At 70.5% G+C, this 21,173-nt stretch carries 17 protein-coding genes and 3 tRNA genes; 8 read left to right on the top strand and 12 right to left on the bottom strand.

Annotation, left to right across the window (positions count from 1 at the left end):
- Positions 1-68 precede the first annotated feature (68 nt).
- Entirely contained in the window at positions 69-266 is a 198-nt protein-coding gene (locus tag AB0P25_RS09465; protein WP_363806884.1) for a hypothetical protein, read from the bottom strand.
- 103 nt (positions 267-369) lie between these two features.
- Here AB0P25_RS09465 and AB0P25_RS09460 point away from each other — a divergent pair, with 103 nt between their 5' ends.
- Both AB0P25_RS09460 and AB0P25_RS09455 read left to right on the top strand, forming a co-directional pair.
- A complete protein-coding gene (locus AB0P25_RS09460) occupies positions 370-966 on the top strand; it encodes a helix-turn-helix transcriptional regulator (protein ID WP_363806883.1) in 597 nt (198 codons plus the stop codon).
- A gap of 54 nt (positions 967-1,020) precedes the next feature.
- Entirely contained in the window at positions 1,021-2,175 is a 1,155-nt protein-coding gene (locus AB0P25_RS09455; RefSeq protein WP_363806882.1) for a tyrosine-type recombinase/integrase, read from the top strand.
- Positions 2,176-2,254: 79 nt separating this feature from the next.
- Here the strand turns inward: AB0P25_RS09455 and AB0P25_RS09450 are convergent.
- The 3 genes from AB0P25_RS09450 to AB0P25_RS09440 all read right to left on the bottom strand — a co-directional run bounded on the left by AB0P25_RS09450 (position 2,255) and on the right by AB0P25_RS09440 (position 3,482).
- Positions 2,255-2,328: transfer RNA gene (locus AB0P25_RS09450), tRNA-Met, on the bottom strand.
- 40 nt (positions 2,329-2,368) lie between these two features.
- Positions 2,369-2,440: transfer RNA gene (locus AB0P25_RS09445), tRNA-Thr, on the bottom strand.
- An 85-nt stretch (positions 2,441-2,525) separates the two neighbouring features.
- Positions 2,526-3,482, bottom strand: a complete 957-nt coding sequence (locus AB0P25_RS09440) for an aldo/keto reductase (protein WP_363806881.1) — start codon at positions 3,480-3,482, stop codon at positions 2,526-2,528.
- Between the two features lie 113 nt (positions 3,483-3,595).
- Here AB0P25_RS09440 and AB0P25_RS09435 point away from each other — a divergent pair, with 113 nt between their 5' ends.
- From AB0P25_RS09435 to AB0P25_RS09425, 3 genes are all read left to right on the top strand, one after another.
- Positions 3,596-4,435 carry a pentapeptide repeat-containing protein gene (locus tag AB0P25_RS09435; protein WP_363806880.1) on the top strand — a complete coding sequence of 280 codons (840 nt, stop codon included), beginning with the start codon at positions 3,596-3,598 and terminating at the stop codon, positions 4,433-4,435.
- Between the two features lie 139 nt (positions 4,436-4,574).
- Positions 4,575-5,603: a LacI family DNA-binding transcriptional regulator gene (locus AB0P25_RS09430; protein WP_363806878.1), complete on the top strand. Its 1,029-nt coding sequence runs from the start codon at positions 4,575-4,577 to the stop codon at positions 5,601-5,603.
- A 28-nt stretch (positions 5,604-5,631) separates the two neighbouring features.
- Positions 5,632-7,377 carry a glycoside hydrolase family 13 protein gene (locus AB0P25_RS09425; RefSeq protein WP_363806877.1) on the top strand — a complete coding sequence of 582 codons (1,746 nt, stop codon included), beginning with the start codon at positions 5,632-5,634 and terminating at the stop codon, positions 7,375-7,377.
- 7 nt (positions 7,378-7,384) lie between these two features.
- Here AB0P25_RS09425 and AB0P25_RS09420 read toward each other — a convergent pair whose 3' ends face one another.
- From AB0P25_RS09420 to AB0P25_RS09410, 3 genes are all read right to left on the bottom strand, one after another.
- Positions 7,385-8,197 carry an inositol monophosphatase family protein gene (locus AB0P25_RS09420; protein WP_363806874.1) on the bottom strand — a complete coding sequence of 271 codons (813 nt, stop codon included), beginning with the start codon at positions 8,195-8,197 and terminating at the stop codon, positions 7,385-7,387.
- 124 nt (positions 8,198-8,321) lie between these two features.
- Positions 8,322-8,406: transfer RNA gene (locus AB0P25_RS09415), tRNA-Tyr, on the bottom strand.
- A 112-nt stretch (positions 8,407-8,518) separates the two neighbouring features.
- Complete coding sequence (locus tag AB0P25_RS09410) at positions 8,519-8,869, bottom strand: helix-turn-helix transcriptional regulator (protein ID WP_363806873.1); 351 nt, start codon at positions 8,867-8,869, stop codon at positions 8,519-8,521.
- 148 nt (positions 8,870-9,017) lie between these two features.
- Here AB0P25_RS09410 and AB0P25_RS09405 point away from each other — a divergent pair, with 148 nt between their 5' ends.
- A complete protein-coding gene (locus AB0P25_RS09405; protein WP_363806872.1) occupies positions 9,018-9,161 on the top strand; it encodes a hypothetical protein in 144 nt (47 codons plus the stop codon).
- An 18-nt stretch (positions 9,162-9,179) separates the two neighbouring features.
- On the opposite strand, the gene AB0P25_RS09400 is transcribed toward AB0P25_RS09405, so the two are convergent.
- The 4 genes from AB0P25_RS09400 to AB0P25_RS09385 form a co-directional block, all read right to left on the bottom strand.
- A complete protein-coding gene (locus AB0P25_RS09400) occupies positions 9,180-9,827 on the bottom strand; it encodes a biliverdin-producing heme oxygenase (RefSeq protein WP_363806870.1) in 648 nt (215 codons plus the stop codon).
- 40 nt (positions 9,828-9,867) lie between these two features.
- Positions 9,868-10,797 (bottom strand): acetylxylan esterase, encoded by a 930-nt coding sequence (locus AB0P25_RS09395; RefSeq protein WP_363806869.1) that lies wholly within the window; start codon positions 10,795-10,797, stop codon positions 9,868-9,870.
- Positions 10,798-10,880: 83 nt separating this feature from the next.
- Positions 10,881-13,460 carry a X2-like carbohydrate binding domain-containing protein gene (locus AB0P25_RS09390; protein WP_363806868.1) on the bottom strand — a complete coding sequence of 860 codons (2,580 nt, stop codon included), beginning with the start codon at positions 13,458-13,460 and terminating at the stop codon, positions 10,881-10,883.
- Positions 13,461-13,550: 90 nt separating this feature from the next.
- Complete coding sequence (locus AB0P25_RS09385; RefSeq protein ID WP_363806866.1) at positions 13,551-15,749, bottom strand: alpha-galactosidase; 2,199 nt, start codon at positions 15,747-15,749, stop codon at positions 13,551-13,553.
- Positions 15,750-15,836: 87 nt separating this feature from the next.
- On the opposite strand from AB0P25_RS09385, the gene AB0P25_RS09380 reads away from it, so the two are divergent.
- Both AB0P25_RS09380 and AB0P25_RS09375 read left to right on the top strand, forming a co-directional pair.
- Positions 15,837-18,242 carry a glycoside hydrolase N-terminal domain-containing protein gene (locus tag AB0P25_RS09380; RefSeq protein WP_363806865.1) on the top strand — a complete coding sequence of 802 codons (2,406 nt, stop codon included), beginning with the start codon at positions 15,837-15,839 and terminating at the stop codon, positions 18,240-18,242.
- Positions 18,239-19,408 carry an ROK family transcriptional regulator gene (locus tag AB0P25_RS09375; protein WP_363806864.1) on the top strand — a complete coding sequence of 390 codons (1,170 nt, stop codon included), beginning with the start codon at positions 18,239-18,241 and terminating at the stop codon, positions 19,406-19,408. Before AB0P25_RS09380 ends, AB0P25_RS09375 begins: the two co-directional genes overlap by 4 nt.
- Positions 19,409-19,485: 77 nt before the next feature.
- Here the strand turns inward: AB0P25_RS09375 and AB0P25_RS09370 are convergent, their stop codons facing one another.
- Entirely contained in the window at positions 19,486-21,168 is a 1,683-nt protein-coding gene (locus AB0P25_RS09370) for an ABC transporter substrate-binding protein (protein ID WP_363806862.1), read from the bottom strand.
- Positions 21,169-21,173 lie beyond the last annotated feature (5 nt).

The following is a 21,173-nucleotide window of genomic DNA, read 5'->3' as shown; positions in this document are numbered from 1 at the left end:
ATCGACCGGCACGAGATAGCCGTCGACGAAGTCCTGGATGACGCCAGCCGGCGTCGGCGCCGACTGCCCTACGCGTATGTCGTCGTCGCGGTCTGCGCGCTCGCTTCCAGCCATGCGATCACCTCCTCGCGCTTGTACAGCACCGTCCGCGGTGTCGGCTTGTAGAACCGTGGCCCCTGTCCGCGATGGCGCAGCTGGGCGAGCGCCGCGATGGAGAGGCCGGTCAGTTCCGTCACCTCCGCGGGCTGTATGAATTCCCCCGTCATTTCGATCACCTCCGATTCGACAACTGCTGGATCAGTTGCTTGTCACGGTGACAATAGCGCCCGTCTGTTGCTTTGACAAGACCAACGGGGTTAGTCTGTCGAAATGACGGACTTTCGATCGGAAACCAGCGTTGGCGCTCGCATCAAAGTCGCCCGGCGACAGCGAGGCTTCCGCACCACACGGGACCTGGCCGAGGCGATCCCTGGCGGCAACGTGACGGCCGCGATTCTGGAGAACATCGAGTCCGGGCGAAAGGCTGACATCAGCGTCAGCCAGCTGCTGAACATCGCGCGGGCGCTCGGCGTTCCGCCGACTATGCTCCTCGCGCCGATCGGGCGACCCAACAACGAACTGGACCTGCCCAACCTGAGCGACGACTTCGACGGCATGACAGCCGCCGAGTTCGACTGCTGGCTCTCAGCGACACCCGCAAGTTCTTACGTCCCCGGCCTGGCCGTCGAACGGTTCGACATCGACATCCTGGCGTCCTTGCGGGAACTCGGAACCCTGCGCCGGGAAGTTGACCGACTCCGCATCGTCCGCGACGTCCACCTGACGTCCGGCGACCCGGAACTCTCGGCGTCGACCGCCGAGATCGACGACCGGATCGACCGTGTTACCCGGGAGGCGGCCCGAGTGAGCGGCCTGCTTGAGAGCGCCGGGCTTATTGGAATCGCTAGCGAACCGGCGGGAGTTTAGGCGCTCAGCCTCCGGGCACAGCCAGCACCCGAGCTCCGCCGGCGCATCCAGCAAATGGAGGAAGGCAACATGGTTCGCCCGAGAACGCCGATCGGAAGCTACGGCAACGTCTCGGTGGCCCAGATCGACGAGGGGAAGTGGCGCGCCCGGACGCGATACCGCTTCGACGATGGTGTCCTTCGGCAGATCGAGCGATTCGGCCCCACCAAGGCAAAGGCGCGCAACTCACTTCAGCGCGCCCTCACCGCCGTCGAGCCCAGCACCGGCAAGGGCCTTAATCGAGAGACCACTCTTTCTGCGCTCGCGGACGCCTTCCTGCAAAGCAAAGTAGATCGTGCTCCCCGCACGGTGGACACGTACCGCCAGACGATCGAACACCTGATCCGCCCGCGGATCGGCTCGCTCGCCGTCTCGGAAGCCACCACCGAACGACTCGACCGTTTCATCACGAGCGTGAGTTCCACGAACGGCCCAGGGGCCGCCAAAGCATGCCGGGCGGTCCTGTCCGGAATGATGGGTCTTGCCGCGCGCTCCGACCTGGTGCGCACAAATCCGGTGCGCGAGATCGGCCACATCAAGCGTGCGCGTAACGGTGCCGCAGCGATCACGGTGGACGAGCTGCCGGCGCTTCTCAACGCGGTCAAGAACGACGAACGCCTCCGTCAACTCGACCAAGTCGATGTGATCTTCTTCCTAGCCAGCACCGGCTGTCGGCTCGGCGAAGTACTGGCCGTCTCCTGGGATGCCGTTGATCTAGATGCACGCCTACTGACGATCAGGGCAAACGTAGTCCGAGCGCACGGCAAAGGGGTGATCATCCAGAACCATGCCAAGACCGCGGCTGGCACTCGGACCATCGCGATCGCTGACTCCCTCGTCGAGCTGCTGCGTCGTCGCAAGTCCGAGTTCAAGGTGGCCAACGCGCATGACCTGATCTTCCCGACGATCCGGGGCAAGATCCGCGACCCTCGCAACACTTCCCGCGACTGGCGCGACGCCCGGGAACGGCTCGGCTTTCCTGAGGTCACCAGTCACAGCTTCCGGAAGACCGTCGCAACCGCCCTAGACCAGGCTGGGATGACGGCACGCGAGATCGCGGAGTACCTCGGGCATGAGAATCCCTCTCTGACCCAGGACGTCTACATGGCCAAGAACACCGGCGGCGCACGGGCCGCAGCAGCGCTCAACAAGGTCGTGGGAGCCAATTGAATGTGCGGGGTTTATGCGGGGCACCGCCTGCCGCAGAAACGAGAAAGCCCCCGGAACCATTGAGATTCCGGGGGTTTTGTAGCGAGGGCGGGACTCGAACCCGCGACACCACGATTATGAGCCGTGTGCTCTAACCACCTGAGCTACCCCGCCGTGGCATCCCTCCGTCGTGCGTCGCGCGGCGGGGAGACGGAGCCCCCTGTGGGAATCGGACCCACTACCTCTTCCTTACCAAGGAAGTGCTCTACCAATGAGCTAAGGGGGCGCAGCCGAGGCCGGCCGGAGAGGCCGTCGCTTTTCGGCAACCGTACGAGGATACCATCTGCGACAGCCTGCTCCGAACCACCGGCTCAGGCGGCCTTGGCCTGCTCCGAGGCGCCGTCGAGGGCGGCCAGCTCGTCGGCGGTCAGCTGCAGCGAGACGGACGCCAGCAGGTCGGGCAGCTGGTCCGTGGTGCGCGCACTGGCGATCGGTGCCGTGATGGTCGGCTGCGCGGCGAGCCAGGCGAGGGCGACGGAGGCCACCGAAGCGTTATGGGCGGCCGCGACCTCGTCGAGTGCGGCGAGCACGGAGCGGCCGGTCTCGTCGAGGTACTTCGCGGCTCCGCCGGCGCGGGCGCTGTCGACGGTCACACCGTCGCGGTACTTGCCCGTCAGGAAGCCCGCCGCGAGCGCGAAGTACGGCATGACGCCCAGGCCCTCGCGCTCGGCGATCGGACGGTACGCGGTCTCGTAGGCGCGCTCCACCAGGTTGTAGTGCGGCTGCAGAGCGACGGCGCGGTGCAGGCCCTCGCGCTCGGTGATGCGGAACCACTCCTCGATGCGCTCCGGCGCGTAGTTCGAGATGCCGATATAGCGCACCTTGCCCGCGTCGACCAGGCCGGACAGCGCGGCGACGGTCTCCTCCAGCGGGACCGACTCGTCGTCGAAGTGCGCGTAGTAGAGGTCGATGTACTCCGACTGCAGTCGCTCGAGTGAGGCGTCGGCGGCGCGGCGGATGGTGTCGGCCGCGAGGCCCTTGAAGTCGGGATGCTGGCTCACCTTGGTCGCGAGGACGATCTGGTCGCGGTTGCCGCGCGCGTCGAACCACTCGCCGAGGATGCGCTCGGAGTCGCCGCCGGTGTTCCCCGGGACCCACGCCGAGTAGCCGTCCGCCGTGTCGATGAAGTTGCCGCCGGCGGCGGCGTAGCCGTCGAGGACGTCGAACGAGGTCTGCTTGTCGGCCGTCCAGCCGAAGACATTGCCTCCGAGCGACAGCGGGAAGACCTCCAGGTCGGAGGAACCGATGGTGCGGCGAGGTGCGGTCATGCGTCTGTCTCCTTATTTCCGTCTGTTCTCCCACGCTAACGCGGGCGTCCCGGCGCTATTCCGGTCGGGCCTGAAGATGTGGAAAGGTCGCGGGCTGCCCGTACTGTGGACGAATGCGCACCACCGACGACGCCCGCACCGACCTCCGCGCGGACTGCTCCCGCTGCGTCGGCCTCTGCTGTGTCGCGCTCGCGTTCGCCCGGTCGGCCGACTTCGCGTTCGACAAGGCGGCAGGCGACCCGTGCGTCAACCTGGACGACGGCTACCGCTGCCGCATCCACCCCGAGCTCCGCGACCGCGGCTTCAAGGGCTGCACCGTGTTCGACTGCTTCGGCGCCGGGCAGCACACCACCCAGGGCACGTTCGACGGCGCCACCTGGCACGACGCCGACGTGCGCGCCGACATGTTCGCGGTGTTCCCGATCATGCGCCAGCTCCACGAACTGCTCTGGTATCTGGAGGACGCCCTCGCGCTCGCGTCCGCCGCGACCCTGCACCCGGCGCTCCGCCGCATCCGCTCGGAGGTTCGCGCGCTCGCCGACGCATCCCCCGACGTCATCCGGGAAGCGGACATCGACGACCTCCGCGAGCCCGCGGCGCTCCTCCTCCGCGACGCCGCGCGCCTCGCCCGCGAGGCCGGCCCGATCGGAAAGGGTCCGACCCGGGTCGCGCGCTCCCGCATCCGCCCCGGCGCCGACCTGTTGGGCGCCGACCTCCGCAACGCCGACCTCCGCGGCGCCGAGCTGCGCGGCGCGCTCCTCATCGCCGCCGACCTGCGCGACGCCGACCTCGCCCGCGCCGAGCTGATCGGCGCCGACCTCCGCGATGCGCGCCTCGACGGCGCCGATCTGAGCGAGGCGATCTACCTGACCCAGCCGCAGGTCAACGCCGCCACCGGCGACGTCCGCACCCGGCTCCCCGATACGCTGGAACGGCCTGACCACTGGGGCTGACGTCCGGCAACCCCGGACGGGGGTAGTGCAAACGCTTCCACTTTCCTCGCTATACTCGCCGTGTGCACGGTCACATGCCTGCACCGGCGGACGGAAGCGCTTCCACCGCACCGCGACCAGCACGCGCTCAGGAGGTGGGATGCCCGGCATCGACGATGTCGCCCGCCTCGCGGGCGTCTCCACCGCCACCGTCTCGCGCGCGCTCAGCGGCAACGGGCCGGTCTCGCAGACCACCCGCGCCCGCGTCGTGCAGGCTGCGTCCGACCTCGGCTACGTCGTCTCCTCGAACGCCTCCAGCCTCGCCTCCGGCCGTACGCGCAACATCGGCGCCGTCGTCCCGCACCTCAGCCGCTGGTTCTTCACCTCGGTCATCGAGGGCGCCGAGCGCGTCCTCCTCCGTCGCGGGTACGACCTCACCCTCTACAACCTGAGCGGCGACGGCGACGAGCGGCAGCGCGTCTTCGAACACCACCTGCTGCGCAATCGGGTGGATGCGGTGTTCGCCGTCTCCCTCGAGCTCGCCGAGCAGGAGGTGTCCCGCCTGCTCGCCCTCGGCAAGCCGCTTGTCGGCGTCGGCGGTCCGCTGCCCGGCGTCAGCACCCTCCGGATCGACGACGTCGCGGTCGCCCACCTCGCGACCGACCACCTCATCTCGCTGGGCCACCGTCACATCGCGCACATCGGCGCGTCCCACGAGTTCGACCTCGACTTCCACATCCCGACCAGCCGCCGCCTGGGCTACGAGCAGGCGCTCACCGAGGCTGGGATCCCCGTGGACGAGCGCCTGCACCGCGCCGCCGACTTCACGCTGCCGGGCGGCTATGAGGCCGCGAAGCAGCTGCTCGGCACGCCGCACGAGCGTCCGACCGCGATCTTCGCGGCGTCCGACGAGATGGCGATCGGCGCCATCCTCGCCGCCCGGGACCTCGGGCTGAGCGTCCCGCGCGACGTGTCGGTCATCGGCATCGACGACCACCCGCTGGCGGAGTTCTTCGGGTTGAGCACCGTGGCGCAGCATCCCGTCGCCCAGGGCGAGCGAGCGGCCGAGATCCTGCTCGCCGCGCTCGACGCCTCGCGCAGGGGCGGCGCCGCCGGCCGTCCCGACCCGGTGAGCCATGTCGCGCCCGCCGACCTGATCGTGCGGTCGAGCACCGCCGTCCACCCCTGACCCCCCGCCCCATCCACACGAACACGAGGTGACCACCATCTCCGCAGCAACGAACCCCGACAACGCGCTCATCCCTTCGGCCCCGGGCCGCGAGTGGTGGCGCTCCGCCGTGATCTACCAGGTCTATCCCCGCTCCTTCGCCGACTCCGACGGCGACGGGATGGGCGACCTCCCCGGCATCACCAGCCGGCTCGGCGCCCTCCGCGACCTGGGAGTGGACGCCGTCTGGCTGTCCCCCTTCTACCGCTCGCCCCAGCACGACGCCGGCTACGACGTGGCCGACTACCGCGACGTCGACCCGCGCTTCGGCACCCTCGCCGATTTCGATGCCATGCTCGCCGAGGCGCACAGCCTGGGCCTGCGGGTCATCATCGACATAGTCCCCAACCACTCCTCGAGCGACCACGTGTGGTTCCAGGAGGCGCTGGCCGCCGCCCCCGGGAGCCCCGAGCGCGCGCGGTACATCTTCCGCGATGGAAAGGGTGAGAACGGCGAGCTCCCGCCGAACAACTGGGAGTCGATCTTCGGCGGCCGGGCGTGGACACGGGTGACCGAGCCCGACGGGACCGCCGGCCAGTGGTACCTCCACCTGTTCGACAAGTCTCAGCCCGACTTCGACTGGGAGAACCCGTGGGTGTGGGAGCAGTTCCGCGGCGTCCTTCGCTTCTGGCTCGACCGCGGTGTCGACGGCTTCCGCGTGGATGTCGCGCACGGCATGGTCAAGGAGGCCGGCCTCCCCGACTACACGCCGCCGGAGGGCATGGGCAGCATGGGCGGCACCACGCCGACCCTCGAGACGGGCGGCATCCCGCTCGAGCCGGAGATCCACGCGCACGCCGAGCTCGACCCGCCGACGCCTCCGTACTTCGCGCAGGACGGTGTGCACGAGATCTACCGCGACTGGCACAAGGTCCTCGACGAGTACGAGGGCGACCGCGTCCTGTGCGGTGAGGCCTGGGTGGAGCCGCTGGAGAAGCTGGCCCGCTGGGTGCGCCCCGACGAGATGCAGCAGACGTTCAACTTCGCGTACCTCGAGACCCCGTGGGATGCGGACGCCCTGCACAGCGTCATCGACCGCTCGATCGCGGCGTTCAGCAGCGTCGGCGCCCCGAGCACCTGGGTGCTCTCGAACCACGACGTCGTGCGCCACGCGACCCGTCTGGCGCTGCAGGGCGAGAACCTGCAGGGCCACGGCATCGGGCCGAAGTCGAAGGGCCTGCCCGACCCGGCGTTCGCGCTCCGCCGCGCCCGCGCGGCGACGGCGCTCATGCTCGCACTGCCCGGCTCCGCGTACCTGTACCAGGGCGAGGAGCTGGGCCTCCCCGAGGCGATCGACCTGCCCGACGAGGCCCGTCAGGACCCGACCTGGTTCCGCACCAACGGCGAGCGCTACGGCCGCGACGGCTGCCGCGTCCCGATCCCGTGGGAGGGCGACGAGGCGTCGTACGGCTTCGGCCCCTCTCCGGCGAGCTGGCTGCCGCAGCCCGCGGTCTGGGCCGAGTACACGCGGACACCGCAGGAGGGAGTCGCAGGGTCCACCCTGACCATGTACCAGGACGCGCTGGCGCTGCGCCGCCGCTACGACCTGGCGTTCGGCGCTCCGGAGTGGATCGACCTCGGCGGCGACACGCTCGCCTTCCGCACCGGACCGGTCACCGTGGTGGTCAACTTCGGCACGTCGCCGGTCGCGATCCCGTCGGGAGAGATCGTCCTCGCGAGCGGCGAGCTGTCCGACGGGATGCTCCCGCAGGACACCGCGGTCTGGCTCGTCTGAGCCGTCCTCACTCCCAGCCGGCGTAGAACCGCTCGGCACGGGGGTGCAGCTCCTCGAAGAGGCCCGGCGCGGCCGCCACCAGCAGGCGGCGGCCCGCCGGGCCTCCGCCGATTCCGGCCACGCGCGCGCCGGCCTCCTCGGCGATCAGTGCGCCTGCGGCGTGATCCCAGGGGTTGAGTCCTCGCTCGAAGTACGCGTCCAGCCGCCCGGCCGCGACCGAGCAGAGATCGAGGGACGCGGCGCCGATCCGGCGGATGTCCCGTACCTCCCCGATGAGCTCCTGCACGAACGACGCCTGCCGCCGGCGGACCTCGGCGTCGTACCCGAAGCCCGTTCCGACCAGCGCGAGCGGGAGATCGACACCCTCGTTGACGTGGATGGGCGCGCCGTTCAGCCGTGCGCCGCCACCGCGCGCCGCTGTGTACGTCTCCTTCAGCACCGGGTTGACGACCGCGCCGGCGAGCGTCCGCCAGGTGCCGGGGTCCGGCTCTCCCTCGACCACCGCGATGCTCACCGCCCACGCGGGGATGCCGTAGAAGTAGTTGACGGTCCCGTCGATGGGGTCGACGACCCAGGTCAGCCCGCTGCGGCTGGTGCTGTCGCCCGACTCCTCCCCCAGGAACCCGTCGAGCGGGCGGGCCGCGGCCAGCGCATCCCGGATCAGCTGCTCGGTCTCACGATCGGCGCGCGTGACGATGTCGCTGAGCGACGACTTGGACGCGGCGATCTCCACCCCGTCCTGCCGCCGCTGCAACGCGAAGGCGGCGGCCCGGCGGGCGACGGTGGCGGCGATCTCGAGCAGTTCGACGGGGGAGGTCATGGGTCAAGCCTGTCACGGTCGCGGCGTCTGCGGTCGCTCGGAACGTCTGCGGCTGCGCGCCCCGCCGCCGTCGTTACGCAGCACCGCAGTCACGAAGAAGCCCCCGGCTCGAACCGGGGGCTTGTGGTGGCGAGTGAGGGATTCGAACCCCCGAAGTCGTAGACAGCTGATTTACAGTCAGATCCCTTTGGCCGCTTGGGTAACTCGCCGAGGCGCTCCCGACCACCAGTGTTCTCGTGACCGAAGGCGCCAGACAAGAATAGCCGTACGCGCGCCCGCACACGAAATCAGCGGGCGCCCAGCCTCCGCACGGCTTGCCGGTCAGGCGGCGAGCGCCACCACCCCGGGCTTCGCCCCGGCGGCGACCGCGACCGCGGGCTGCAGTTCGACGGTCGTGCGCGCGGCGACGTCGTCCTCGTGCCCGGGCACCAGGCTGAGCACCTGGCCGCCCGCGAACTCGGCGGCGACGCGGGTCAGCAGCTCCCCCTCCGTGACGCCCAGCACGCGGCACAGCGCCGCCAGGATCTCGGACGACGCCTCCTTGCGGCCGCGCTCGATCTCCGAGAGGTAGGGCACCGACACCCGCGAGTGCTCCGAGAGCTCGCGCAGCGTCGTCCCCCGCTCCGTCCTGATCCGGCGGAGCACCGAGCCGATCGCGTGCCGCAGAAGCATGCGGCAAGCCTATGTCGAAGGGAGCGATTCCGCGCCTGCGGGTTCCGGCGGTTCTGCTCTGGGCAGAACGGCCGAGTGGATGCTGTGCGCTCGCGACACCCCGGCGCGCCTGCGGCCGATGTCGGTGGCTCGGCGCACAATCGTGGGCATGAGAACGTTGGAGATTTGCGAACGGTGCGACGGCACGGGGGCCGACCCGACGCAGCACCTCGAGGAGATCACCCTCTGCATCGAGTGCAGCGGCGACGGCTGCCACGTCACCTACTACGAAGAGCTGGCGCAGACCGCGTAAGACGCCCGGCGCAACGCGTCAGGCTGCGGCCTTCGCGACCGCGAGGTCGTCGAACAGCTCCGTGTTGAACCGGAACGCCAGCCCGACCTCGTCGATGACGCGGTCGCGCTCCTCCTCCGTCCAGTCGACGGCGTCGAGCTGGGAGCGGTAGGTGTCCTTGAACAGCTTCGGCTTCGCGATCTCCGCGAAGAGGTAGAAGCCCACCCCGTTCGTGTCGAACCCGTACGCGCGCTGCAGCAGCGTGCGGATGATCTGGCCGCCGGACAGGTCGCCGAGGTAGCGCGTGTAGTGGTGGGCCACGAACCCGCCGGGCCAGGTGGTCCCGACCTCGCGGATGCGCGCGGTGTAGCGGACGGTGGACGGGAGCGGGGCGATCCGCTCGCGCCAGTCGTCCCCGATCAGGAACTCCAGGTCGGCCTCGATCGCCGGCAGGCGGGTCAGCGCCGGCGTGATGAACAGCGAGGCCACCGGGTCGCCGCCCATGCGGTCGGCCGCCTCCTCCAGCGCCTCGTAGATGAAGTAGTGCTGCGACAGCAGGGCGATGTAGTCGTCGCGCGATCCGTCACCGGACATGAGGTCCTGCATGAAGACCGCGCCCTCGCTCTCCTGGTGGACGCCGCGCGTGCGCTCCCTCAGTGCCTGCGAGAAGGGGATGGGCTCGGCCATGCGGGTCTCCTGACTCAGGTAAGGCTTACCTCAGCTTCTCCTACCCGCGGGTGGGCGTCAAGGCGAACCGCTCATGGAGAACGGTGAGTGCGGCCTGCCGGTCGCCCGTCCCGCCCGCCTCGTGCCCGGCGCCCGGCCATTCGCGGAAGACCACCGGCGCCGCGTAGGCCTCCGCCGCGGCACGCGCCGTCTCGGGCGGGCAGATGTCGTCGTCCAGCCCGTCGCTGATCCACCCGGGTGCTGAGGCATGGCGGCCCGAGGTGACGCCGTCGACGTACGCGAGCGTGCGGGCGACGGCGTCGGCGCGGTCGGGATGCTCGCTGAGGTAGGCGCGCAGCTCCAGCCACGGACCCTGTGCCGCGAACCGGAGACCGACCGGCGCCGCCGTGAGGAACGGCGCCTGGGCGAGGACTGCGACGAGGTCCGGGATCAGCGCGCCGACGCCGAGGGCGATCCCGCCGCCCTGGCTGTTGCCGATCGCGGCGACGCGCGAGGCATCCACGTCGTCCAGCGACCGCAGCGCGTCGACGGCCCGCGCCGCGTCCACGAACACGCCCCGGTAGTACGACGTCCGCGGAGCGAGGATGCCCTCCAGCAGGTGGCCGGTGCTGCCACCTCCCTGCCGGTGCGTGTCGACGACGAGCTGGGCGAAGCCGGCCGCCGGCCAGGTCAGGTCGTCTATCGGCGACAGCCGGCCCGCGCCGTAGCCGTTCGCGTGGACGATCGCGGGAACCGTCCCCGACCGGTGGTGCGGCAGGCGTAGCCAGCCGCGGACGGGGCGTCCGTCGGCCCCGGCGAAGGAGACGTCGAATACGTCGATCGCCGCGAGCCCGGTGTCGACCGGGTCCAGCCGGAGGTCGAGGGGATGACGCCGAGCCTCGTCCAGCGCCTCTCCCCAGAACGCGTCGTAGTCGTCCGGAGTCGGCAACGGCTCGAGACCGAGCAGGGCGGGGAACTCGGGGCGGCTCATGCGGTGTCCTCCAGTCGGTTCGTCAGGTCATTCTTCCGCGTTCGGGTGGGCCGGGACGCGGTGCCCCGGCCCACCCGTGGCGATCAGCGGACCGTGTAGCGGACGGCGTCCGTCCGCATCACATCGCCCGACTCCTTCACGGCCATGAAGGTGTGCTTGCCGTCCCGCAGCCCGGTGGCGCTGAACAGCGTCTGCTGGGTGCGGCGAGTGTCGCTGTGCGTGTCGACGCGCTTCACCAGCTTGCCGTCGAGGTACACGTCCACGACCCCCTGGTCCGGCGCGGTCGCGCCCAGCCAGTCGACGCCGGTCCCCGTGAAGGCGTACGACACCGAGGCGCCGGCGGTCTTCGTGGAGTGGACGTCGTCCAGGTAGTCGCCGCGGAAGCCGACGTTCAGCGTGGTCGCCCCGACGGGCAGCGTCGCCAGGTACGCCGTCGTCAGCGTGACCGTGGACCCGGACACCGTGTAGTCGGTGCCCTTCGCGAGCGCCTTGCCGTTCGCCGTGATGCCCGTGAACTCGTCCGGGTCGCGCAGCACGCCGAAACTCGCCGTGGCCGGCGCCTTGGTGTCGTAGGACACCGAGGACGGATCGATCAGGTTCTGCTGGATCACATCGAGCCGGTCGATCAGCATGAACTGGCCCGACTTCATCACGACCCGGAGGGTGTGCTGTCCGTTGGGCAGGTCGTTCGTCGAGAACACGGTCTGCTGCGCGGTGTGCGAGGCGGTCGGGATGTTGGCGCTGACCGTCTTCACGAACTGGCCGTCGATGTAGACGTCCGCGTCGCCCTCCGACGAGTCGAGCTCGGTCAGGTACGAGATCCCGGTGCCGGTGAACGTGTACGAGAACGAGTCGCTGCCGGGATGCTCGGCGTAGTGCACGTCGTCCTGGTAGTCGCCGAAGTTCCGCCCGTTGCTGTACCCCCACTGACCGGAGTACACGATGGCCGGGTCGGTGTCGTTCACGCTCGTGGTCCGGGTCGGACCGGTGGAGGTGGACGGCGCGGGGGTGCCGGTGTCGGTGACGTTGACGGTCAGCGGCTGCGAGGTCGCTGCGACCTCCGCGCCGCCGTTGCGCGTCCAGTCGCCGCCGTACTTCATGCCGAGCGCGTCGTCGTTCACCGTGAGCGCCGAGCCCTTGCCCGGGGTGACCTTGAGCAGGCGGACGCCGTGGATCGGCACATCCGTGGCCGTGAAGCCCTTCGCGGCGCTTCCCAGGTTCTTGCGCGCCCACAGGTCGCGGACCGTCGCCGCGCCCTTCAGCCCGATGTCCGACCACTTCGCGGTCACATCCGCCTCGGACCGGCCCAGGTTGAACAGCGCGACCGTGTAGCTGCCGTCGGCGTTCAGGGCGTACCAGACCTGCTGCTTCGAGGTCGTGGAGACCGGACGAGCGGGCACGCCGGCCTGATCGACCGCGACGACCTCGGGATTGGTCAGCAGGTCGACGCCGAACTGGTCGAGGTTCGTCAGGTCGTTACCGGTGTACATCGGCGCGGCGGAGATCGCCCACAGGGTGGTGGCCGTGCGGCGCTCATCCGGCGTCAGGCCGTCCATTTTGCCGTTGCCGACGTCGAGCGAGTCGAAGTCGTTCCAGCCGCCGGGACCGGCGTGGCGCCACCAGTCGGCCGCCCGCGGGAACAGGCGGTTGATGTTCTCCCACTGGGTCAGGGCCTCGCTGCCGCAGTAGCACTCGACGTCCCACTCCACGCGCCAGCCGTTGGCGTACTGCTTCCAGTAGTCGGCGTAATTGATGTCGAGCGCCCACGAGATCTCGAACCAGATCTGGTGCTTCTTGAGAGCGGAGGACCACGCGGCGACGTCGTCGCGCGCATCCACGGATCCGTCGCTGATGCCCGAACCGGGAGTGACGCTGTCGAACTTGACGAAGTTCACGCCCCACGCGGCGAGCTGGTCGGCGATGGAGTCGACGTACTTCTGCGCGCACGGGTTGGAGAAGTCGATGCGGTAGCCGATCTTCCAGTAGTCGGCCTGCTGGAGCGGCTGCTTCACGATGTCGTGCGTGGTGCAGCCGGGCGCGTTCGCGATCGGGTACGCCTTGTTGTAGACGTCCGGTCCGATGCCCGGGATCAGGTAGACGCCGAACTTCTGGCCGTTGGCGTGCACGTGGTCGATGACCTTCTGCAGCCCCTGCGGGTAGAGGGTCGCACTGGGGACGGGGCGCCCGTTGCCGTCGACGCCGTCACTCCAGCCCGCGTCCACGTTGATGTGGTCGTAGCCGGCCTTCTGCAGCTTGGCGTGCATGGCGTCCGACTGGGCGATGAGCTGATCGGCGGTGATCCACTTCCCGTTGCCGGAGTAGACCTGCATGCTGTAGCTGCTCCAGCCCATGTAGGGCTTCTGGGCCCAGGCGTCGCCGGTCGAGGACGGGGCCGGGATGGGCGTGGGGACGTCGGCCTTCGGCGACGCTGTCGCCTTCGAGGACGCTGTCGCGGTCGAGGTGGGAGTAGCCGTCGGCGTCGGCGTGGCGGTCGCGGATGCAGTCGCGGTCGCCGTCGCGGTCGGGGTCGGAGTCGCGGTCGGCGGGTCGGTCGGCGCCGGCGATGCGCCGGCGGGCAGCGCGGCGGCCGCCACCAGTCCCAGCGCCGCGACCGTCACGGCCGCGGCGTGCAGGCCGCGGCGCGCGCGTGTCAAGCGGGTCATGCGTTCTTCCTCTCTGAAGAGCCCGTTGCTCGGAGCGTCAGGCGGTGATGCGGTGGGCCGTCTGTGGGCGGCGGGGACGCGTCGGCCGGGTCAGTCGCGGACCAGGTCGAACAGCATGCCCTGCTGCGGGTTGAGGGTGGGCAGGGGGACGCCGGCCACGGCGAGCACCGAGCCGGGCAGCGCGACGCCTTCCGGGGTGAGGGCGGCGGTGATCCAGGAGGGGTCGGCGCTCTGGTGCCGGCTGGCATCGCCGAATTCGTCGCGGATGCGGACCGTGTAGCGGGCCGAGGCGTCGAGCCCGGGGAAGCGGACCCGGCCGGACTGCCCGGGAGCGGACGTGGCGAGCCGCACCCAGCTGAACAGGGCGCGCGCGCCGTCCTGCGCCACGATCCCGGTCAGCCCGGTGGTGTCGTCCGCCAGGTCGGCGTTCACGACCCGGCCCGTGTGGATGAGGTCGCGCAGTTCGCGGTAGACCGCGGACCAGCGGGCGATCGCCTCGAGTTCGTCCTCGTCCGCCTCCTGGAGGTCCCACTCGATGCCGGCGTGCGCGGTGAGCGCCACGATGAGCCGGAAGGAGAGGTCGGTCCGCCGGGAGGTGGTGTGCGAGCGTTCGGCGCCGAGGTGCGAGCCGATGAGCTCCGGCGGCAGGAGCATCCGGGTCCAGCGCTCGATCTGCAGGCGCTCGACGGGGTCATTGCAGTCGGAGGCCCAGACGCGGTCGGTCCGCTGCAGGATCCCGAGGTCCACCCGTCCGCCCCCGCCCGAGCACGTCTCGATCTCGAGGTGCGGGTGACGCACGCGGAGCGTGTCCAGCATCCGGTAGAGCGCAAGCGTCTGCTCGTGCACCGCCGGGCGGTCGAGACCTGCGTAGCCGCTCACCGCCTCCGACAGGTCGCGGTTGTGGTCCCACTTGATGTAGTCGACCGCGTACTCGTCGACGATGGCGCTGATCTGCCCGAGCACGTGCTCGTAGGCCTCGGGCCGAGTGAGGTCGAGCACGTACTGGTCGCGTGCGGCGGCACCCAGCTCGCGCGGGCCGAGCACCCACTCGGGATGCGCACGCGCGAGGTCGGAGTCGAGGTTCACCATCTCGGGTTCGAACCAGATGCCGAACTGCATCCCCGCCGCGCGCACCCGGTCGACCAGCGGCCCGAGGCCGTCCGGCCACACCGTGCGGTCGACGACCCAGTCGCCCAGTCCCGCGTTCGCGTCGCGGCGGTCGTGGAACCAGCCGTCGTCGAGCACGAACCGCTCGACGCCGACGCGCGCCGCCCGCTCGACCAGCGACGTCAGGCGCTCCAGGTCGTGGTCGAAGTAGACCGCCTCCCACGAGTTGAGGGTGAGCGGACGCGGGCTGCGCGGATGCGACGGACGCGCCCGCAGGCGCCGGTGCAGCCGGTCGGCGATGCCGTCGAGACCCGCCCCGGACCAGACGAACAGCGCGGTGGGCGCAACGTAGCGGTCCCCCGCTTCCAGCGCGATCTCCCCCGGGCGCAGACCTTCGCCGGCGCCCAGCGTCGCCGAGAACGCACCCGCGCCCTCGGTCAGGCGCTCGACCACGTACTCGGCGTCGCCGCTCCAGGCCAGGTGGGTGGCCCACGCCTCGCCGCGCCCGAAGCTGAGGTCTTCCGTGCCTGCGACCACCAGGAAGGGCGCGTCGTGCCCCGGCTTCCCGCGGTGCGCGCGGCGCACATGGCTGCCGAAGAACAGCGGGCCGCGCTGCGGAGCCCGCTCGCGGCACCACTTCCCGGTGAAGTCGAGCACGTCGACCGCGCGCTCCGGAACGGGCAACAGCACCCGGAGGGCGTCGAGCGTGTACGGGAGCGCGGCGCCGTCGCGGGCGAGGGTCGCATCCCGGACCATCGCGATGTCGACGGAGAGCACGCCGAACCGGTCGAGCTCCAGGGTCATGGTGGACCGCAGGCCGGTGATCTCGTCGGCCAGGTCGATCTCGATCGCCCCGCCCGCGTCGCCGTCGTCGCGGTAGCGCACCGCCTCGGTCCGCGGTCGCGGCGTGGTGGCCGTTCCTGCGGCGTGACCCTCCTGGGCCGGAGTGCCGGCCCATCCCTCGAACTCGGTCGGCCACAGGCTGAAGGTGCGCGGGATGTCGGGCGAATTGTTGAGCACCGCCGGTCCCCCGGTCTCCCGCAGGGCGGCCGCCTCCGCGTCGTCGAGGGGACCGAGGTCGGCCCCCCAGTGCAGGACGCGCGGCACGCGTCCCCCGGTGTCGAGGACGAGGGAGGTGCCTGCTGCGCGCAGGGCAAGAACGGCGCCGTAGCCGTCGTGCATGGAGGGGCTCCTAGCGGATGTCGGTTATTTGACAGTGTCAATTAACCATGCCTAATCTGTCAACTGCAACCTCGAAGGGGAAGACCGATGACGATCTCCGGCGCACGGACGCTGCAGCTCGCGTGGCGCGAGCCGGCGGCCCACTGGGAAGAAGCCATCCCGATCGGCGACGGCCGCCTCGGGGCGATGGTGTTCGGTGGAGCGAACGGCCGCTACCAGGTGAACGACGCGACCGTCTGGTCCGGCACTCCTCTCATCCCCGCGGAGGAGCTTCGCCGCGTCACCGCCCAGGGCGCCGGGCCGGACCGGCTGAGGGAGATCCGGTCGACGCTCGCGGCCGGCGAGCTGTCCCGCGCAGAGGATCTGCTGATGACCTTCGAGGGCCGATACAGCCAGGAGTTCCTGCCCTTCGTCGACCTCACGGTCGAGGTGCCGGACGCCACGTCGGAAACTAATTCGCCCGCGCGCGTGCTCGACCTCGACCGCGCCGTCGTCGAGGAGTCACTGCGTGCGGGCGGCATCGCCGTCAGCCGTGTCGCGCGGGTCCGGGACGGTGTCCTCCTCGTCGAGCTGACCGCGGACGCGCCTCTGCCGGAGGTCCGGATCGCGCTGACGACCCCGCTCCGGGAGCTCGCCCGCAGCGCGTCCGGGGAACTGCTGTCGCTCGACATCGCCGTCCCGATCGACGGCGCTCCCCTGCACGAGCAGTCCGTCGTCCCGCCGCTGCGCTACGCGGAGACGGACGACGCGCCCTACGACGGCTTCGCGTCCGCGGTCCTCGCGGTGCGGAGCGACGGGACGACGGAGGCCACGGGCTCCGGCCTCACGGTCCGTCACGCCCGTCGGCTGCTGATCGCCCTCTCGTCGTCGACCCGCGCTGAGTCGTGGTGGGCCGGCGCGGACGACGAGTGGCGGACCGTCTCGCATGAGACGATCCGGGACCGCGCCCGGGACCGGGCACTCGGCGCGTGCGCCGTGGGCACCGGTCCGCTCCGGGATGACGAGCCACGTCATCCGGGAGCGGCGCGGTTCGCGATCGGCGGCCGTCGCGAGGGTCGCTGGGACGTCGAGTCCGACATCCTGCGCGGGACCGACGACGCCCTCACGGCCACCGTCGCCGCCGAGTACGGCCGCTACCTCCTGACCTCCTCGTCACGCGCCGGCGGCCCCGCCGCGAACCTGCAGGGCATCTGGAACGGCGAGCTGCGTCCGGCGTGGTCGTCGAACTACACGATCAACATCAACACCCAGATGAACTACTGGGCGGCCGGCCCGCTCGGCGTCGCCGCCCACGCCGAACCCCTGATCTCGCTCGTGGAGCGCCTGGCCGCCACGGGCGGCGACGTCGCCCGTGAGCTGTACGGCTGCCGGGGGTGGGTCGCCCACCACAACACCGACCTCTGGGGATGGAGCCTGCCCGTCGGCATGGGGCACGGCGCCCCCAGCTGGGCCATCTGGATGATGGGCGGTGTCTGGCTCACCCACTCGCTTTGGGACCACTACGAGTTCACCGACGACGAGGACCTGCTGCGGGACCGCCTCTGGCCGCTTCTGTTCGGAGCGAGCGAATTTTGCCTCGACTGGCTGCAGGTGGACGACGACGGGGTCGCGTTCCTGGCTCCCTCCACCTCCCCCGAGAACGCCTACCGCGACGGCGACGATGTCCCGCGCGCCCTAGGGCTCACCGCCACCATGGATCGCGAGCTGATCCGCTCCCTCTTCCAGCGCACGCTGCGCGCGTCCGACATCCTCGGCGAGACCGGTCCGCTGCGGGACGAGCTCGAAGCGGCGCTCTCCAGCATCCCCGAGCCCGGCATCGGCCGCGACGGACGGCTGCTCGAATGGTCGGAGGAGGTTCCCGAGCACGAACCCGCTCACCGGCACCTGTCCCCGCTGGTGGGGCTGTATCCACTCGATCTCATCACACCGGACGAGACTCCGGCGCTCGCCGACGCGGCGGCGCGCTTCCTCGACGCGCGCGGGCCCGGCGCGATGGGATGGTCGTGGGCGTGGAAGATCGCCCTCCGCGCGCGCCTCGGCGACGGCGAGGCCGCCCACGACCTGCTGACGCAGGCGCTCGCCCCCTACGACGGCGACGCCCGCCGCCACGGCCCCGTCGACGGCTCCGAGTGGGGCGGCCTGCTGCCGAACCTGTTCAGCACGCACCCGCCGTTCCAGATCGACGGAAACCTCGGGTTCCCCGCGGCGATCGCCGAGCTGCTGCTGCAGAGCCATGCGGGAGTCGTGCACCTGCTCCCGGCGCTCCCCTCCGCGTGGCCCGAGGGCCGGGTCACCGGTCTCGGCGCCCGCGGCGGTCTCGCGGTCGACCTCGAGTGGTCGGACGGGCGCCTGACGACGGCCGTGCTGCGGAACCCGGGCAGCGAGGAGCGCGAGGTGCGCGTGCGCTACGAAGGCGCCGAGGCCCGCGTGAGCATCCCCGCCGGCGGCGAGCACGTCGTCCCGCCGGAGGCCGCGCTCGAGAACACCCCGTGAACGACGAGATCCTGACCCGGACCGCCCTGCTCGGTTCGTCGTCGGATGCGGCCACCCGGGTCTTCACCACCATCCTCACCCGCAGCCCGATCAGCCGGACCGACGTGTCCCGGCTGACCGGCCTGTCGCAGGCCGCCGTGACGAAGGCCGTGACGCCGCTCGTCGCCGCGGGCCTGGTCGACGACACGCTCGATCCCACCCTGACCGGCCTGCCCGGCCGGCCGGTGAGCCCGGTCGCCGTGGTTCCGGACGCGGTGGTCGCGCTGGGCGTGAAGGTGAACGTGGACGAGCTGATCGGCGTCGCCACCGACCTCACCACGCGGATCATCACCTCCCACCGGCTGCCCCTCTCCTCGCACGACCCCGACGCCGTGGTCGACGCCGTCGTCGCACTGTGCGCGCGGCTCCAGGAAGGTCTCGGCGGCCTCGGGACCCGGCTGGCGTGCGTGGGCGTCTCGGTGTCCGGCGACGTCGACAGCGACACCGGGGTCGTCCGCGACTCAGCCCTGATGGGCTGGCGCGCCGTGAACCTCGGCGCGCTGCTGCGGGAGCGCCTGCCCGGGGTGGTGGCCGTCGTGGAGAACGACGTGCGTGCCCTGACCATCGGCGAGCACTGGTTCGGAGTCGGACTCGGCACGGGCTCGTTCGCGATCGTGACGATCGGCCGCGGCATCGGCAGCGGCCTGCATCTGAACGGCGAGGTCGTCGAGGGCGCCTACGGCGTCGCCGGCGAGATCGGGCACCTGCCGCTGACGTCTCCCGAGCACGTCTGCGCCTGCGGCCGCCGGGGCTGCGTGGAGGCGGTCGCCGCCACGCACGCGATCGTCGCGGCCGTCTCGGCCGCCCGCGGCCGCGCGGTCGCCATCGGGGAGGCCGTCGACCTCGCCCGCTCCGGAGACCCCGCCGCCGTGCAGGCGTTCGGCGAGGCGGGAGCCGTCATCGGCGCCGCGATCGCCAGCCTGGTCAACATGGTCGGCCCCGAGCTCGTCATCCTCGGCGGGGAGGGGGTGGCCAACTTCGACCTGTTCGAGGAGCCCCTGCGCCGCTCCTACGCCGAGCACGTGTTCGCGTCGGCCGACCGCTGCCGCATCGTCGTGCGCCCGCACACCTTCGAGGACTGGGCGCGCGGGGCGGCGGCCGGCGCCATCCGCTCCCTCGTCGTCTGACCCGTTCCACGGAGAAACCCCGGCCGGACATCTGGTGGATGCCCCAACCGGGGTTCGTCACGTCGCCGAGCGGCGCCTTACTTCTTGGACTTGTCGTACGCCGTCTGCAGCGTGCTCAGGTAGTCCTTGAGCCCGAGGCCGTCGAAGCCCTTCACGTAGGCGTCCCAGTCTGTGTCGATGTTCTTCGACCCCGTGATGAACGCCAGGGCGTTCTGGGTGACGTAGTTGTCGATGTTGGTCTGCTCCGTGGCCACCTGGGTCGCCTTGGAGGGGTCCGGCCACACACGCCACGTCGGGTAGACCTGGCTCTTGTTCTCGTGTCCCTTGTAGAGCTGGGTCGCGTCGAACAGCCGGCGCTCGTAGCCGGACGTGTCGTAGATGTCCGTCGGCACGGCCTGCGAGCCGCGGAACGCCGCGTTCTGGTTGTAGGTCGACAGCGCGCCCCACTGGACCGCGTTGGCCGCATCCTGATCCAGCTGCAGGTTGACGAACGCCGCCTTCTCGCTCGGGTCGAGCGCCTTGTCGTCGGCGCCGGCCTTCGCCCAGCCCTTGCCCTCCGGGCCGAAGTTGCCGTCGAGCTGGCCCTTCTCGGTGAAGAGGTAGTTCACCAGCTTGATGGCGGCGACCTGGTCGTTCTTCGACGCCTTGTTGGTCAGCAGGAAGGTCGCGCCCGGCGTGCTGCCGAAGGCGTAGGTGGCGTAGTCGGCTCCGTCCGGGCCGGTCAGCGGCGGCACGGCGTCGTACTGCTTGTCACGGCCGTCCTTCGCACCGGGGCTCACGAAGATGTACGGGTGCAGGGCGCTCGCGCTGCCGAGCAGGACCGTCCCCTCGTTGTTGCCCTCCTGAGCGAGCGCGGTCGGGTTCTGGGTGAACGCGCCCTTGTCGATCAGGCCGGCGTCCCACAGCGACTTGATGTACTTCAGGCCCTCGCGCCATCCGTCCTTGTTCGCCTGGATGTCGACCTTGCCCTTGTTCAGCACCGTGGTCGACTGGATGCCCTTGTCGGGGTTCTGCGGGTCGTAGATGAAGGCGTTCATGAAGAACGGGATGAGGGTGTCGTGCGAGTCGCCGCTCAGCGGGATCTCGTCCTTCTTGCCGTTGCCGTTGGGGTCGCCGTTCTTGAACGCCTCGAGGACCTTCGTCATGTCGTCCGTGGTCTTCGGCATCTGCAGGTTGAGCCTCTTCAGCCAGTCGGTGTTGATCCAGAGCTTCGACGGGTACTGGATGTGCAGCGTCTCAGCCAGCTGCGGGAGTCCGTAGATCTTGCCGTCGGGCGAGGTCGCCATCGCCTTGTAGTCCGGGTTGCTGTCGAGCGCCTTCTGGATGTCGGGCGCGTACTGCTTGATGAGGTCGTTCAGCGGGACGGCCACGCCCTGCTGGGCCAGCTTCTCGACATCCACCTGGTTGAACTGGTCCACCCACGGGATGAGCAGGAACGCGTCCGGGTAGTCGCCGCTCGCCATCAGGATCTGCCGCTTCTCCGGCGCGACCGACGAGTCCTGCGTGGTGGTCTGCCAGCTGAACTTGATGTTGAACTTCTTGGCGACCTCCTTGGTGAAGGCGTTGGTGGCGAGGTCCTGGCCGGTGCCCTGCTGAGCAAAGACGCTCAGGTTCGCGGTGCCGCCGATCTTGTCGTCGGCGCCGTTGGCCTGCGATGGCGTGCACGCCGAGAGGGCGAGCACCGCCGCGCCGCCCACCGCGACGGCGAGGGCTGCTTTGCGCCGACGCCGGCCGGCGCGGCTGTCCGTGTTGGAAAACATGGTTC

The sequence above is a fragment of the Leifsonia sp. NPDC077715 genome, assembly GCF_040686855.1.
Classification (GTDB): domain Bacteria; phylum Actinomycetota; class Actinomycetes; order Actinomycetales; family Microbacteriaceae; genus Leifsonia.
This window is presented reverse-complemented; position numbering and strand designations above follow the sequence as displayed.

Coding starts and splice junctions, on each gene's coding strand:
- AB0P25_RS09435 (WP_363806880.1), top strand. CDS start 3,596: ATGCGCACCACCGACGACGCCCGCACCGACCTCCGCGCGGACTGCTCC.
- AB0P25_RS09455 (WP_363806882.1), top strand. CDS start 1,021: ATGGAGGAAGGCAACATGGTTCGCCCGAGAACGCCGATCGGAAGCTAC.
- AB0P25_RS09380 (WP_363806865.1), top strand. CDS start 15,837: ATGACGATCTCCGGCGCACGGACGCTGCAGCTCGCGTGGCGCGAGCCG.
- AB0P25_RS09465 (WP_363806884.1), bottom strand. CDS start 266: ATGACGGGGGAATTCATACAGCCCGCGGAGGTGACGGAACTGACCGGC.
- AB0P25_RS09430 (WP_363806878.1), top strand. CDS start 4,575: ATGCCCGGCATCGACGATGTCGCCCGCCTCGCGGGCGTCTCCACCGCC.
- AB0P25_RS09370 (WP_363806862.1), bottom strand. CDS start 21,168: ATGTTTTCCAACACGGACAGCCGCGCCGGCCGGCGTCGGCGCAAAGCA.
- AB0P25_RS09460 (WP_363806883.1), top strand. CDS start 370: ATGACGGACTTTCGATCGGAAACCAGCGTTGGCGCTCGCATCAAAGTC.
- AB0P25_RS09400 (WP_363806870.1), bottom strand. CDS start 9,827: ATGGCCGAGCCCATCCCCTTCTCGCAGGCACTGAGGGAGCGCACGCGC.
- AB0P25_RS09440 (WP_363806881.1), bottom strand. CDS start 3,482: ATGACCGCACCTCGCCGCACCATCGGTTCCTCCGACCTGGAGGTCTTC.
- AB0P25_RS09395 (WP_363806869.1), bottom strand. CDS start 10,797: ATGAGCCGCCCCGAGTTCCCCGCCCTGCTCGGTCTCGAGCCGTTGCCG.
- AB0P25_RS09410 (WP_363806873.1), bottom strand. CDS start 8,869: ATGCTTCTGCGGCACGCGATCGGCTCGGTGCTCCGCCGGATCAGGACG.
- AB0P25_RS09385 (WP_363806866.1), bottom strand. CDS start 15,749: ATGCACGACGGCTACGGCGCCGTTCTTGCCCTGCGCGCAGCAGGCACC.
- AB0P25_RS09390 (WP_363806868.1), bottom strand. CDS start 13,460: ATGACCCGCTTGACACGCGCGCGCCGCGGCCTGCACGCCGCGGCCGTG.
- AB0P25_RS09420 (WP_363806874.1), bottom strand. CDS start 8,197: ATGACCTCCCCCGTCGAACTGCTCGAGATCGCCGCCACCGTCGCCCGC.
- AB0P25_RS09405 (WP_363806872.1), top strand. CDS start 9,018: ATGAGAACGTTGGAGATTTGCGAACGGTGCGACGGCACGGGGGCCGAC.